At 59.8% G+C, this 13,742-nt stretch carries 9 protein-coding genes; 5 read left to right on the top strand and 4 right to left on the bottom strand.

All coding sequences use genetic code 11. From position 1 onward, the window contains the following. The first annotated feature begins 96 nt into the window (after positions 1-96). The 3 genes from ACOSV0_RS09225 (at position 97) to ACOSV0_RS09215 (ending at position 4,431) form a co-directional block, all read left to right on the top strand. Positions 97-1,419 carry an MFS transporter gene (locus ACOSV0_RS09225; protein WP_434110021.1) on the top strand — a complete coding sequence of 441 codons (1,323 nt, stop codon included), beginning with the start codon at positions 97-99 and terminating at the stop codon, positions 1,417-1,419. Further along, positions 1,420-2,637: a mandelate racemase/muconate lactonizing enzyme family protein gene (locus tag ACOSV0_RS09220; protein WP_434110020.1), complete on the top strand. Its 1,218-nt coding sequence runs from the start codon at positions 1,420-1,422 to the stop codon at positions 2,635-2,637. A 132-nt stretch (positions 2,638-2,769) separates the two neighbouring features. Continuing rightward, positions 2,770-4,431 (top strand): GMC family oxidoreductase, encoded by a 1,662-nt coding sequence (locus ACOSV0_RS09215; protein WP_434110019.1) that lies wholly within the window; start codon positions 2,770-2,772, stop codon positions 4,429-4,431. A 2-nt stretch (positions 4,432-4,433) separates the two neighbouring features. Here the strand turns inward: ACOSV0_RS09215 and ACOSV0_RS09210 are convergent, their stop codons facing one another. From ACOSV0_RS09210 to ACOSV0_RS09195, 4 genes are all read right to left on the bottom strand, one after another. Next, on the bottom strand, positions 4,434-5,369 hold the full coding sequence (locus ACOSV0_RS09210; RefSeq protein ID WP_200651005.1) for a LysR substrate-binding domain-containing protein: 936 nt from the start codon (positions 5,367-5,369) through the stop codon (positions 4,434-4,436). Positions 5,370-5,516: 147 nt separating this feature from the next. After that, positions 5,517-6,998, bottom strand: a complete 1,482-nt coding sequence (gene styD / locus ACOSV0_RS09205; RefSeq protein ID WP_434110018.1) for a phenylacetaldehyde dehydrogenase StyD — start codon at positions 6,996-6,998, stop codon at positions 5,517-5,519. A gap of 209 nt (positions 6,999-7,207) precedes the next feature. Beyond that, the gene (locus tag ACOSV0_RS09200; RefSeq protein WP_434110017.1) at positions 7,208-8,317 is read right to left on the bottom strand and encodes a hypothetical protein; all 1,110 of its coding nucleotides are present in this window, start codon (positions 8,315-8,317) and stop codon (positions 7,208-7,210) included. A gap of 301 nt (positions 8,318-8,618) precedes the next feature. Then, the gene (locus tag ACOSV0_RS09195; protein ID WP_434110016.1) at positions 8,619-10,604 is read right to left on the bottom strand and encodes a primary-amine oxidase; all 1,986 of its coding nucleotides are present in this window, start codon (positions 10,602-10,604) and stop codon (positions 8,619-8,621) included. Positions 10,605-10,800: 196 nt separating this feature from the next. Between ACOSV0_RS09195 and ACOSV0_RS09190 the strand changes: the two genes are divergently transcribed. After that, entirely contained in the window at positions 10,801-11,799 is a 999-nt protein-coding gene (locus ACOSV0_RS09190; protein WP_434110015.1) for an AraC family transcriptional regulator, read from the top strand. 293 nt (positions 11,800-12,092) lie between these two features. Beyond that, a complete protein-coding gene (locus ACOSV0_RS09185) occupies positions 12,093-13,544 on the top strand; it encodes an APC family permease (protein WP_434110014.1) in 1,452 nt (483 codons plus the stop codon). The last annotated feature ends 198 nt before the right edge of the window (positions 13,545-13,742 follow it).

The following is a 13,742-nucleotide window of genomic DNA, read 5'->3' as shown; positions in this document are numbered from 1 at the left end:
AATCCGCAGAAACGCAGCAAATCCGCTGCACTTATAAAAATATTTGAAGAACCGGCGACCCGAAGAATCGACGCCGTGTCTTCCAGGAGCGCTCACGTGTCATCTCAACCTGTTCAAACCGCCGCCTCGCTTGCCTCAAGCGCCGCGGAAAACGCATTGCAAGCCAACAAGGCGCAACGCTACATTCAGCTCATGTTGCTGGTCGTGGCGGCCGGCGCGATTTACCCGATTCTGTATCTGCGGCAGGTCTATCAGCCGACGATGCTCGAAGTGTTTCACATCACCGACAGTCAGCTCGGTTATCTGTATTCGTCGCTAGGTACGATCTTTCTGCTGAGCTACCTGCCGAGCGGGTGGCTCGCCGACCGGATTGCGCCGCGTCTGCTGATCTGCTTTTCGCTGATCGCAACCGGCGTGCTCGGCTTGTGGTATTCCACCGCACCGTCGTTCCAGATGTTGATGCTGATTTTCGGCGGCTGGGGACTGTCCACCGGGTTGACCTTCTGGGCCGCCGTTATCAAGCGCGTGACGATGATCGCAGGCACGCATGAGCAGGGGCGTTTCTTCGGTTTGCTCGATGGTGGACGCGGGTTGATCGAAGCCATGCTCGCGACCATCGCAATCACGCTGTTCGCCTGGTTCACTCAGACCAAGGGTGAACCCGTCACGGCTGGTTTCAAGCTGGTCGTCTACATGTACGCGTTTCTGTGCATCGCACTCGGCGTGGTGCTTGCGCTCGTCAAAGATCCTCAAGGCGCTAGAGACGCGGCCGCCAACCGTGCCACGAAGAAACGCAGCAACGTGCTGATCGATCTGAAAACGCTCGCATCGATTCCCGAGTTGTGGCTGGTCGCGGCGATCGTATTCTGCGGTTATCAGGTGTTCTGGGCGACTTACAGCTTCTCCGCCTATCTGCACGAAGGCGAGATCGGGTTGACGGTGGTGATGGCCGGCACGATCACGACGCTCAAGCTGTGGATGCGGCCGATCGGCGGCATCGGCGGGGGCTTTCTCGGCGACCGCTATTCAAAGGTTTCGGTGCTGGTGATCGCGCTCTTCCTCGCCGCATTGTCGCTGCTGGGTCTGATGGCGGCGCCGCGTATTTCGAGTCACGTGCTGCTGGTGTTCCTCGTGCTGTTCATCGGCATTCTGACTTACGCGATTCGCGGTCTGTACTGGTCGCTGCTGGATCGCTGCAATATCCCGGTCGAAACGATGGGTCTCGCCATCGGCCTGATCTCCGTACTCGGCTATTCGCCCGACGTGTTCCTGCCGTTGATCAACGGCTATCTGACACAGAACTTCCCGGGCGTATTCGGTTACCAGCTTTACTTCGGCTATGTGGCCGGAATGGCGGCGCTCGGCGGTGTTGCCGGTCTTGCGCTGAGAAACATGCTCAATAGAAAAGAGGTTGCGTAAATGAAAGTCGTCTCGCTCGAAACGCATATCGTCGCCGTACCGCCGCCGCATGTGGGCGGCATGTACTGGATTTTCGTCAAACTGAAGACCGATTGCGGTATTGAAGGCGTCGGCGAAATCTATTCGGCGACGTTCCATCCGAAAGCGATGACGCACGTCATCGACGATGTATTCGGCCGCTATCTGCTCGATAAGGATCCGCATCATGTCGAGCGGCTCTGGCGCGAAGCGTATTCGAGCGGTTTCACGCAACGTCCCGATCTGACGATGATGGGCGTGGTCAGCGGGCTGGAGATGGCGTGCTGGGACATCATCGGCAAGGCGGCGAACAAGCCGGTGTATGAGCTGCTCGGCGGCATGGTGAACCAGCGCCTGCGTTCGTACACGTACCTGTATCCGAAGAACAGCAAAGGCGAATACGACTACGACGATCCCGATCTCGCCGCCGAATGCGCCGTTGAAAACGTGAAGCGCGGTTTCACTGCGGTGAAGTTCGATCCGGCCGGTCCGTATACGGCTTACTCGGGTCATCAACTGTCGATGGAAGTGCTTGATCGTTGCGAAACGTTCTGCAAGCGCGTGCGTGAGGCAGTGGGCAGCAAGGCCGATCTGCTGTTCGGCACGCATGGGCAGATGGTGCCGTCGTCGGCAATCAGGCTTGCCAAACGCCTCGAGAAATACGATCCGCTGTGGTTCGAAGAACCGGTGCCGCCGGGGCAGGAAGGCGCGATGGCACAAGTCGCGCAGCACACGAGCATTCCGATTGCCGCAGGCGAGCGCCTGACCACCAAGTACGAGTTCTTCAAGCTGCTCGAAGCGGGCGCGGCGTCGATCCTGCAACTGAACGTGGCGCGCGTGGGTGGTCTGCTCGAAGCGAAGAAAGTCGCGGCAATCGCCGAGGTGTACTACGCGCAGATCGCGCCGCATCTGTACAACGGTCCGATTGGCGCGGCCGCCAGCATTCAGCTCGCAGCCTGCACGCCGAACTTCCTGATTCAGGAAAGCATCGGCACGTGGGACGGTTTCCACGCCGAAGTGTTGAAGAAGCCGATTCAATGGGAAGACGGCTACATCATTCCTTCGCAGGAGCCGGGCCTGGGCGTGGAGTTGAACATGGACGTCGTCAGGCAGCACACGCCGTACACCGGCGAACGTCTGCATCTGCAAATGGCCACACAACCTGCTGACGTGAAAGATCTCGCGCCTGCCAAGGGTTGAACCAGGATTGAAACCTGCTGGATTCGACCCATGGATTTCAATCCGTGGACTGAAATCCGCGGGTTGAAACCTGCGAGCTGAAACCTGTTTTTACGCATTCAATGGATTGGGCGCCGTCTGGCGACATAGAGCATGAACTACGATTACATCATCGTCGGCGCGGGTTCGGCGGGCTGCATTCTCGCCAATCGCCTTTCGGCGTCGGGCCAGTATTCGGTGCTGCTACTCGAAGCAGGCGGCAAGGATAGCTCGTTCTGGTTCAAGATCCCGGTGGGTTTCACCAAGACGTATTACAACGAAACCTACAACTGGATGTACTACAGCGAGCCCGAAAAGGAACTCGACAACCGGCCGATCTATTGCCCGCGCGGCAAAGTGCAGGGCGGCTCCGGCTCGATCAACGCGATGATCTACGTACGCGGCCAGCCGCACGATTTCGACGATTGGGCCGCGGCGGGCAACCAGGGCTGGGCGTTTCGCGACGTGCTGCCGTATTTCCGCAAGCTCGAATCGCATCCGCTCGGCAACACCGACTATCACGGCGCGGATGGCCCGATCCGTATCTCGCCGATGAAAGACGCAGTGCATCCGATTTGCCGCGTGTTCCTGAAAGGCTGCGACCAGGCCGGCTACAAACGTAGCGACGACTTCAACGGCGCGCAATTCGAAGGCGCCGGCATCTACGACGTGAATACGCGCAATGGTCAGCGTTCGTCGAGCAGCTTCGAATACCTGCATCCGGTATTGACGCGTAAGAACCTGACGGTCGAGCGAGACGTGCTGGCAAGCCGCGTTCTATTCGACGGCAACCAACGGGCAATCGGCGTGAGCGTGACGCAGAACGGCGCGACGCGGCAGTTTATGGCGAACCGTGAGGTGATCCTGTCGGCGGGCGCGGTCGATTCGCCCAAGCTGCTGCAACTCTCGGGCGTAGGCGATAGCTCATTGCTGGCGAAGCATCGCATCGCGATGGTCAAGGAACTGCCCGCAGTGGGACAGAATCTGCAGGACCATCTGTGCGTGAGTTTTTACTATCGTGCGAACGTGAGGACGCTGAACGACGAAATGCGTCCGTTGCTTGGCAAGCTCAAACTCGGTCTGCAGTATCTGCTGACGCGCAAGGGGCCGCTCGCGATGAGCGTGAACCAGTCGGGCGGGTTCTTCAAGGGCACCGATCAGGAAGCGCAGCCGAATCTGCAGTTGTACTTCAATCCGCTGTCGTACCGGATTCCGAAGAGCAGCAAGGCGAATCTCGAGCCCGAGCCGTATTCGGGCTTCCTGCTGGCATTCAACCCGTGCCGGCCGACGAGCCGCGGATCGATCGAGATCGCGTCGAATCGCGCGGAAGACGCCGCGAAAATCCGCATCAATGCGCTGACGACGGAGAAGGATATCGACGAGGTGATTCAGGGCTGCGAACTGGTGCGCAAGGTGATGGCATCGCCGGCGTTGAAAGAGATCACCGTCGAGGAAATCTCGCCGGGGCCGCAGGTGAACACGCGCGAAGGCTTCCTGCAGTATTTCCGCGAGCAGTCGGGTTCGATCTATCACCTGTGCGGTTCGTGCGCGATGGGCGACGACCCACGCACCTCGGTGGTCGATGCGCGCTTGCGGGTGCACGGCATTACCGGTTTGCGCGTGGTCGACGCGTCGATTTTCCCGAACATCACGTCGGGCAACATCAACGCACCGACGATGATGGTGGCGGAGAAGGGCGCCGAGATGATTCTGATGGACGCCGCGGTCGATGCCGCCTTTAAACCCGAGGCGGCGGAGCTGGCTGCCGCGGCCTGAGTTCAACCGGCCTCGCCCAACTGCGCCGACTCCGACGAATCGAGCGCACGTTCGGTCAACCAGATCTCCTGTTGCAACCAGTCGCGGAACAGCGCGACGTGCGGCAGCTCGTCCTGTTCCGCGCGCGTGACGAGCCAGTACGACTGATGCCCGTCGACGTGCACGTTCAGCACCTGCACGAGCTGCCCCTCCGCAAGTTCACGCCCAATCATGTGACGATCGGCAATCGTCACGCCAAGGCCGTCGATAGCCGCGCGGATCGCGTGATCGAGCAGATCGAATTCGTACCCGCCGCGCGTGTCGACGTTCTCGATGCCGGCGGCTTTCAACCAATGCTGCCACGTCAGATAGCGCTGATCGGCGCTCGCAAGCACGTGCAGCAGCGTGAACTGGTTCAGATCGATCGCCGCGCGGCCGGCCTGGCGCGCGAGCAACGCGGGCGCGCAGACGGCAATGTGCCGCTCGTTCATCAGCAGACGATTATCGAAGCCTTCCCACTCGCCGTTGCCAAAGCGGATCGCGCAGTCGAGCACGCCCGATTCGGCGAGGTTGTCGTCGACGCGGGTCGACAGGCTGAGTTCGAGATGCGGATGCGCGTCGCGCAGACGTCCGAGACGCGGCATCAGCCAGCGGCTCGTAAACGTGGGGGGTGCGTTGATACGCAGACGGTTGCGGTGGGTTTTCTCCTGCAGGCTGCGGACCGTGAGCTCGATCCGGTCGAATGATTGCTGCAGGGCTTGCAGGAGGATGCGGCCGGCGGCCGAGAGTTCGAGGTGGTGATGATGACGCTGGAGCAACGTCTCGCCGAGTTGGGCCTCGAGTTGGCGGACTTGCCGGCTGACCGCGCTTTGCGTCACGTTGAGCAGTTCCGCAGCGCGCGTGAAGCTGCCCGTGCGACCGGCGACTTCGAAGGCTTTCAGCGCGTTCAGCGCGGGCATTTTGCGTTTCAAGATTGGGCACCCAAGGGTAGGCTGACGCGCGGTAGCGCGGGTGCCCGCTATTTTACTGTGTTGCCCTTGAGGCGCTACAGGTGTGCACGTCTTGCGGCGCCGATGCGTTCGCGCCGCAAGACGTGCCGCGACCGGTCAATACGCGATGCAGACCGATTTGCTTTCCGTGTAGGCATCCACAATGGCCTTGCCGTGCTCGCGTCCGATCCCCGAGGCCTTGAACCCGCCGAACGGCATGGCGGGATCCACCATGTTGTGCGTGTTGACCCAGACGGTTCCCGCTTCGATGCCGTCAACCAGCCTCAACGCCTTGTCGAGCTGATTTGTCCACACACTCGCGCCGAGACCATATTCCGATGCGTTGGCCTGAGTCAGGACCTCATCGATATCGTCATAAGGCATGGCCACCAGCACCGGCCCGAATACTTCCTCCCTGACCACGGAAAGCGGCTTGCACGCACGATTGGCAATGACCGTCGGGCGGACAAAGAAGCCGTCCGCATCAACGGCCGCGTCACGCGATAGAATTTCGCCGCCTTCCTGCCGGCCTTGCGCAATCATTCCCATGACCTTGTCGCGGTGCCGCGCGGAAACCATGGGCCCCATCTGCGTCGCGGCATCGAAACCGGAACCCAATGCGATTCCATCGGCCACGGCGGCGATACCTTGCACCACTTCGTCGTAAATCGAGCGCGCAACGTACAGGCGGGAACCCGCGGTACAGACCTGCCCGTGGTTGAAGAAAATCGCGCCGGCTGCGCCTTCGATTGCTTTCTTCGGGTCGCAATCGTCCAGCACGATTACAGGGCTCTTGCCGCCCAGTTCCAGCGACGCGCGCTTCAGATCGCTAGCGCATTGGCGGCCGATGATGCGGCCCACTTCGGTCGATCCCGTGAAGGTGACCTTGTTCACCAGGGGATGCCTGACCAGCGCTGCGCCGGCGGTCTCGCCACGGCCTGTGACGACGTTGAATACGCCTGAGGGGAAGCCGGCTTCATGGGCCAGTTCGGCGAGGCGGATCGCCGTCAATGGCGTTTCTTCCGCTGGTTTCAGCACGACGGTGCAGCCGCATGCGAGGGCGGGGGCGATCTTCCAGACTGCCATCAGGAGCGGGAAATTCCACGGGACGATTGCGGCGACTACTCCCGCTGGGACGCGTTTTGTTGAGGCGTTGTAGCGGGTGCCCGGTGGGAAGGGGATCGACAGGTCGAAGGTGGTGCCCTCGATTTTGGTGGCCCAGCCGGCCATGTAGCGCAGCCATTGGACGCTGCCTGAGACTTCCAGCATCTTTGAGAAGGCTATTAGTTTTCCCTGGTTCAGGGTTTCTAGTGTGGCTAGTTCGTCGGTGTGTTGCTCTACCAGGTCGGCTAGTTTTAGTAGCAGGCGTTCACGGGCGGCAGGCGGCATTCTGCGCCAGGTGTCTGACTCGAAGGCTGCTTTGGAGGTTTTTACTGCGTGGTCGATGTCTGATTCCGATGCGTCTGGGAGGTGGGCTAGTTCTTCGCCTGTTGCGGGGTTGTAGATGGGGAAGGTTTTGCCTGCGGCGCTTGGGGTTTTTTCGCCGTTGATGAACATGGTGGTTGGTAGTTGCGCTGGTTGGTTTTTTTGTTCGGGCATGGGTTGTCTCCGACGGGGTGATGTTGGTGGTGGTATTTGGTTGTAGCTTTGTTTCTTTGTTGCTTTGCTGCTTTGTTCCTTTGCTGCTTGCCTGGGGCTTTGGCCTTGCCTTGTTTTGTTTTGTTTGTGGTTTATTAGCGTTCCCCCTGTGCGGGGGAGCACCTACTTTTCTTTGCCGCCGCAAAGAAAAGTAGGCAAAAGAAAGCGGCTCAAACCATTCCTGCTAAGCGGGTCCCGTAGCTCACAGAAGGTAGTGGCGCATCTGGAATCTGTGTTCTCGTATATTCGGCGCCAGTGACAAAGGCGTCATACTTCCCGTCTCGCACTTTGTGCTCGTCGGAAGGGGCCGCCTGACGGGTAGGTGCTCGCGGAGCGGCTTTTTTTCGAACCAATTGGGTTGCCAATGTGCCTGCGCATATCAGGTTCGTCATTGCGCTTAGCGCGGACAGAACCATGAATCCGTCGCCGAAAAAGTACGGCGTCGTCGATAACGTTGCGCCCAACACCATTCCGATGTGGTGTGCCGCGCCAGCACAACTCGCGCTTAATGCGCTGCGCGATTTACCCGGCTGTTTCATCAGTGCCGGAATCGTCAGGCAGTCGAGAATCAGAAATATCCTTGCTGCGAGTAGTGCCAGTGTTGGACTGTCCACGGATGCGAGGGTCCCAATTAGCGTTGCTCGTAGCACGTACAGCACAATCAACATCCGGTTGTTGTCGCGGGATCGGTCGGCGATAAACGCCAGCGTGCAAACCGCACCCAGCGAAAGTGCGATCTCCCACATCGATTGCGCACCACTCATGCCGCAAATCGCAAACAACTGGAAACGCGCGAGACTGCCGCTCGATAAGCCCGCAAACAATGCGAGTAGTGCCGTTGTGCCAGTCATGTGGATGGCTCTAGCCGACTGAACCGTACTTCGATTCGCGTACTGATTCGGATCGAAATCCTCATGACGCAAGACTGACGCGCCAACAAGATGCTGCCCATACAACAGCAACACGCCACCCACCACCACAAACAACCCTGCTATCGTGGTGGAATGATTCAATCCACTCATATACGTTGGCATCACGCTCATTGCACTCATCGCGGCAATCAGCGTCGTAGCCGTCGCAAGCGTGGTGTGCGCCCTTGATACGCGTGACATCAACAACGGCACGATCGTCATCGTTGCCAACGTCAACGCGCTCATCCACAGCACGTTGACTCGTTGGCCAAGGCCAGCATGAGTCACCAGCGTCGCGGCGCCGCTCACGAGCAACACACATGCCGTGCCGCTTACGCTCGTAATTAACCCGCGCGTCGTGCCACCCATGTTCACAATTAGCCGGTGTGCTGCGCCACCCACGCTCGCCATCAGCACACGTGCTGCCCAACCCACGCTAGCAATTAATCCGCGTACCGTGCCTCGCGCGCGCGCAATCAGCCCGTGTACCGTGCCCCTCGCACACGCAATCCACCCGTGTGCCTCACTGCTTGCGCCCGCAATCAGCTTGCGTGCCACGGCGTATTCACTTGAGGTCAGCCGGCGTACCGCGCTGCATACAACCGCGGGATGCACGTTTGCCGTGTCAGGCATGTGTGCCGTAGCGGGCTGCGCGTCGCGTGTCATCGAATCAGTGCTTGCAGCAGCCATGATCCGTGGACTTGCCGTCTTCGACGCTGTTTTTGTCACGCTCGGACGGTAGATCCATCGTCGGGTTGGCGGAGAAGAAGTTGTTCGGCTTGAGCATGAAGCCGGCGTACTCCACGGGCATCACGGGGAAGTCCTCGGGTTTGCACACGTGCGTGTGGCCGAAGCTGTGCCACAAGACAATGTCCTCGTTCTCAATGTTGCGGTTTGCCTCGATGTAGCGCGGCAAGCCGTCACCACCGGCGTGCTGGTTCGGATAGTCGCCGCTCGCGTAGCGCTCGGCCGGGTCGAACGGGGTGACCCACACGTGGCGTGTCGCAAAGCCGCCGCGCTGGCGGACTTTTGAGCGCTCGTCGGCCAGCATGAGCGGAGAATCGTTCACGATCAGCTTGTAGCCAGGATTCGCGCCGACAGCGTTTTTTACGTTCGGGTTGGTCACCTTCCAGTAACGTCCGGTACGGCCGTTCGCGAGACGTGCGGCTTCGCTCTCGGTCTTGAAGACGTGTTTGGTGGTGTCGAAAACGTTGCCGTACGGATTCGATTCGCCCATCGGACGCGGCACGAATTCGTGTTCGGTCACCGTGTTGCGTTCGCCGTCCACCATCATGTGCATCCGTGCATTGAAGAAGTGCTGATGGGTCGGGCCGCCCAGGTTTTCGGTGATCATGCCGCCCCACGGATACGTGTCGCCGTCGGCCACTGCCGAGGTTTGTACGATGCCGGTCAGCTTGCATTCGAGTTGTATCGTGCCGTCCTGGTACAGGTACCAGTAGAAGCCGTAGTCGTAGTTGCCGACCGTCGCGAAGAACGAGATTACGAGGCGTCGCGAACGGCGCATTTCGAAGACGCCGGTGCGAAACTCGTAGTGCTTCCACAGGGTGCCGTAGTCCTCTTCGTGCATGCACACGGCGTTCTTCATGACGAACGCATTGCCGAAATCGTCGGCGGAAGGAATGTCGAAATAGCGGATCGTGCCGAGGCAATCGCAACCGAGTTCGAGTTGATTCGCCAGTTTGCCGAGGCCGTATTCGCCGGCATCGAACGCGCTCTTCCAGTAGTGATTCGTGCTCGGGTCGGAGTAGGGCACGCACATCTCCGTCACGCTCGCACGGTAGATGATCGGCCGCGTGTTCTTGCCGTCGTCCCATGACAGTTGATGCAGCACCAGTCCCTCGCGCGGCGTAAAGCCGACGCGGAAGTTCCAGTTCTGCCAGCTCACGTGCCAGCCGTCGATCTTGAAGCTCGGGCCCTCGGGCTGGCTGATCGACAGCGGTTTGAGCGTGCTGCGCGGCTCGCCGAGGCTCGGCGTGTCGTAGTTGTGCTTCGCGCGCGGAATCGGAATGATGCGGCCGTCGTCCACCAGTTCGATCACTTTCTTCTCGAGCAGATCGACCACCGCCACCACGCCCTCGATTGGATGCGCGTAGCCGTTATCGGTCACGGTCTCGCGGTAGTAGCTCACGCATCGCACGAGGCGGCGGCCGTTCTCGTTTTCGCGGTCGAAGCAGCCGGCGGAAAACGGATCCACCTGGACGCGCTCCAGATCCTTCTCGGTGAGGCCGCGCTTCATCACCGCAACGCGCCATGCGTCGTCGCTCTTGACGATCTGCTCGGCGTTCATGAAGTCTTCGATCATGATCGGCGGCTGACCATAGGGCGCCTGATCGAATGGCAGCACGTTGCGCGAGGCAATTTTTTTCTCTCTCAGGTCCACTTGGAATTCGGTGGTCGTGCCATTCGTGCGATCGATTGCCAGGACGAATGCCGTGCGCGAAAAATATTCACCGGTTTTGAATGCGATCACTTCGGCCTTCGGCGGCTCGCGCAATTCGACCATCGGAAAGCGAACGTGCCCGTCGAGGTTTTCGGCGGCCTTCACGAGATCGCAGGCAAGCTGCATTTCGTCCGGACTCAGCGGATCGAGCGGATGAACGGGGGCGTGTGCGATTTTCGTGGCATTCGTGTTCATAAGATTCCCGTAAGGAGTGTGCTGGACCGGACTGCGTGCGAGGCTGCGTGAAGCGCGTCGAACGCTGAGTCGATGGCAAATCGTAGGAACCCAATAATATTTTCGCGCTTGCTTATCGCGCCAAATGAACGATAAAGTGCGCCAGGTGCAATCGCACAGCAGCACATCAGCGAAGACTTGAGAGGAGACGCTCAGCATGAAAAAAGTCACGCTCAACGGCAGTTTTCCGATGATCCGCGCCGCGGTCATGGGACCGGTTGTGCGCGCACTCGATGCGTCAGGCGCCAATTGCGACGCGCTGCTCGAAGCGTTCGGCATGAACCGCAAGCTCCTGTCGAATCCCTATGAAATCCTGCCGCTTACGCGTTACGTGGCGGCCTTCGAGCGCGCCGCCGAAGTACTTGACGAACCCTTGCTCGGCTTGCGTCTCGGCAGCGAATTGCAGGTGACGGAGCTCGGGCCGGCAGGTCTCGTGTTTCTATCGTCGCCGACCTTGAACGCGGCAGTGCGCAAGTTCTCGCTCGCGCTCGCGTCATGGCAGAACACCACGACCTGCGAGTTGTTGCGCGACGGCGAATGGCCGGTATGGACCTATCAGATCGCCAATCCGCAGATCTGGCCGCGCCGCCAGGACGCGGAATACAGCCTCTCGACGATGTGCCATATGATCCGCGCCGTGCGTGGCGCGGCGTGGAATCCGGTCGAAGTGCATTTCGAACATGCCGCACCCGCCGACCTCAAACCGTATGCACGCATTTTCCGCGTACCGGTGCGCTTTCAGCAGCCTTTCAATGGTGTGATCCTGCGTCCGTCGGATCTCGATGCGCCGCTCAAAAGCGCCGACACGCAAATGGCGCGCATGATGGAGCGCCATGCCACCGATCTGATTGCGCGCGATGCGGTGCCCCACAGCATTGCCGACCAGGTACGCGATCTGGTGACGCGGCGGCTCGCGCACGAAAAGCTGATCGTTGCCGACATCGCGAAAGATCTCGGGCTTTCACATCGCTCGTTGCAGCGGCATCTGGCCGAAGCGGGGACTTCCGTGCGGCAGATCGTGCGCGAAGAACGGCAGCGCAGTGTGGAAGGACTGCTGGAACGTGACGGACTCACCAATGCGGCGATCGCTCGCGCCGTGGGTTATGCCGACGCAACCGTGCTGTGGCGCGCCACGCGCAACTGGAAAAAACAATAAAAGGTGGGGGCGCTTTCACGCGCTTTCATTCTGAAAGCACGTGAAAGCGAAATCGTCACACGAAAATAAAAACTTTCGTTTCCTAACTATTCACCGCGAACCGCAGTGTTGAGACGCTCACGCGCATTGGCGCAATTTATCGAAAATTTGGCGCAGTTCGCGAAGTCGCTTTATTTTTTAGCTACCTACCATGCGCTCACACCGAAACTTGAAACGTCGGTCAAGCGAGCGTCTGGACCAGTATTTCCAGGGTTTAGGCGAGTTCCAGACTAGCCAACAAAATAGAGGCAGCGATGAATGAACCCTACTCTCCGACCCGTCTGGTCGACGCGGAGAATCCCGTGGAACTGAAGGGCAATACGCTGGGCTTGTGGCAGATCGTGTTCCTTGTGATTTCCGCAGCGGCACCCCTGACCGGCATGCTCGGCGCGGTGCCGCCCGCGATCAGCCTGGGCAATGGCGCCGGCATTCCTGGCGCGTTCGTGATTGCCGGCGTCGTGCTGCTGATCTTTAGCGTGGGCTTCGCGTCGATGAGCCGGCATGTGGTGCGCGCCGGTGCGTTTTATGCGTACATCACCGCCGGACTTGGACGGCCGTTGGGCATGGCCGGCGCACTCGTCGCACTGATGTCGTACACCTTCATCCAGATCGCGCTATACGGGCTGTTTGGATTTTTCTGCACGGTGATTCTTTCTCCACTGCTGCACACGGCGATGCCCTGGTACGGCTATTCGCTGATCTGCGTGGCGGTGGTGCAATTCACCGGCATCCGCGGGATCGATCTGAATAGCCGGCTGCTCGGCGTGCTGATGTGTCTCGAACTGGGCATCCTGCTGCTGCTTGCGATTGCGATCGTCGTGCATGGTGGTGGCCCGAACGGCCTCACGCTCGCGCCGTTCACGCCGGAGCATGTGTTCAGCGGCCACCTGGGGATTGCGGTGATGTTCGCCTTCGCGTCGTTTATCGGTTTCGAAGCGACGGCGATTTACGGCAAGGAATGCCGCGATCCGAAGGTGACCGTGCCACGCGCGACGTATGTGTCGGTGATGCTGATTCTCGTGTTCTTCGCATTCGTTACGTGGACGATTGTTTGCGCGTACGGACTGAACGACGTGGTCACGGTCGCGACGAAGCAGCCGGGCGACTTCTGGTTCATTCAATCGGGCAAATATCTGGGCGGTGCGGTCACGACGGTGATGAGCTTCCTGTTGCTCAGCAGTATCTTCGCGAGCCTGTTGTCGTTTCATAACACACTGGTGCGCTATATCCACGCGCTGAGCCTGGAGGGCATCCTGCCGCAAGCGCTCAATCGGGTGCACGAAAAATATCGTTCACCGTATGTGGCGAGCTATCTGCAAACGCTCTCCGTGTGCGTTCTGCTAGGGCTTTTCATCGCGGCAGGCAGCGATGCGTTCAACATTGTGTTCAGCTGGAGTTCGGCGCTCGGCACGATCGGCGTTGTGATGTTGCAAGCGGTGACGAGTTTTTCCGTCATCGCATTCTTCCGCAAGACGCGCAAGGACACGCGCGTATGGCACTCGTTTGTCGCGCCTCTCGTCGGTGGCATCGGCCTGCTGTATATCGGCGTGATTCTGGTGCGCAATCTCGATGCGCTCAGCGGCTCCGATAGCCCGGTCGTCAAGTCTTTCCCCTGGATCGTATTCGCGGTGGCGCTCGTCGGCGTCGTGATCGGTCTCATCTTGCGCAAGAAGCGACCTGATATCTACGCGCGCTTCGGACAGTAATCGAACAGCGCGCAAGGCACTCATCAGCGCGCGCTAGCTCGCCACGTTCTAACGATCGACTGTTGCCGTTCAATCCTGAGCGGCGGCGGAATGGTGTCGCTCGTGCGAGGCGTCCTTGGGGTGTGCTCGGGGTGTGCTTGGGGCGTCCTCGGGGCGTGTTGTTTGTTCTTGCTGATTTCATCACTCAACTTCCGGCTA

It is taken from the genome of Paraburkholderia caffeinilytica (assembly GCF_051027425.1).
GTDB classification, from domain to species: domain Bacteria; phylum Pseudomonadota; class Gammaproteobacteria; order Burkholderiales; family Burkholderiaceae; genus Paraburkholderia; species Paraburkholderia caffeinilytica_A.
This window is presented reverse-complemented; position numbering and strand designations above follow the sequence as displayed.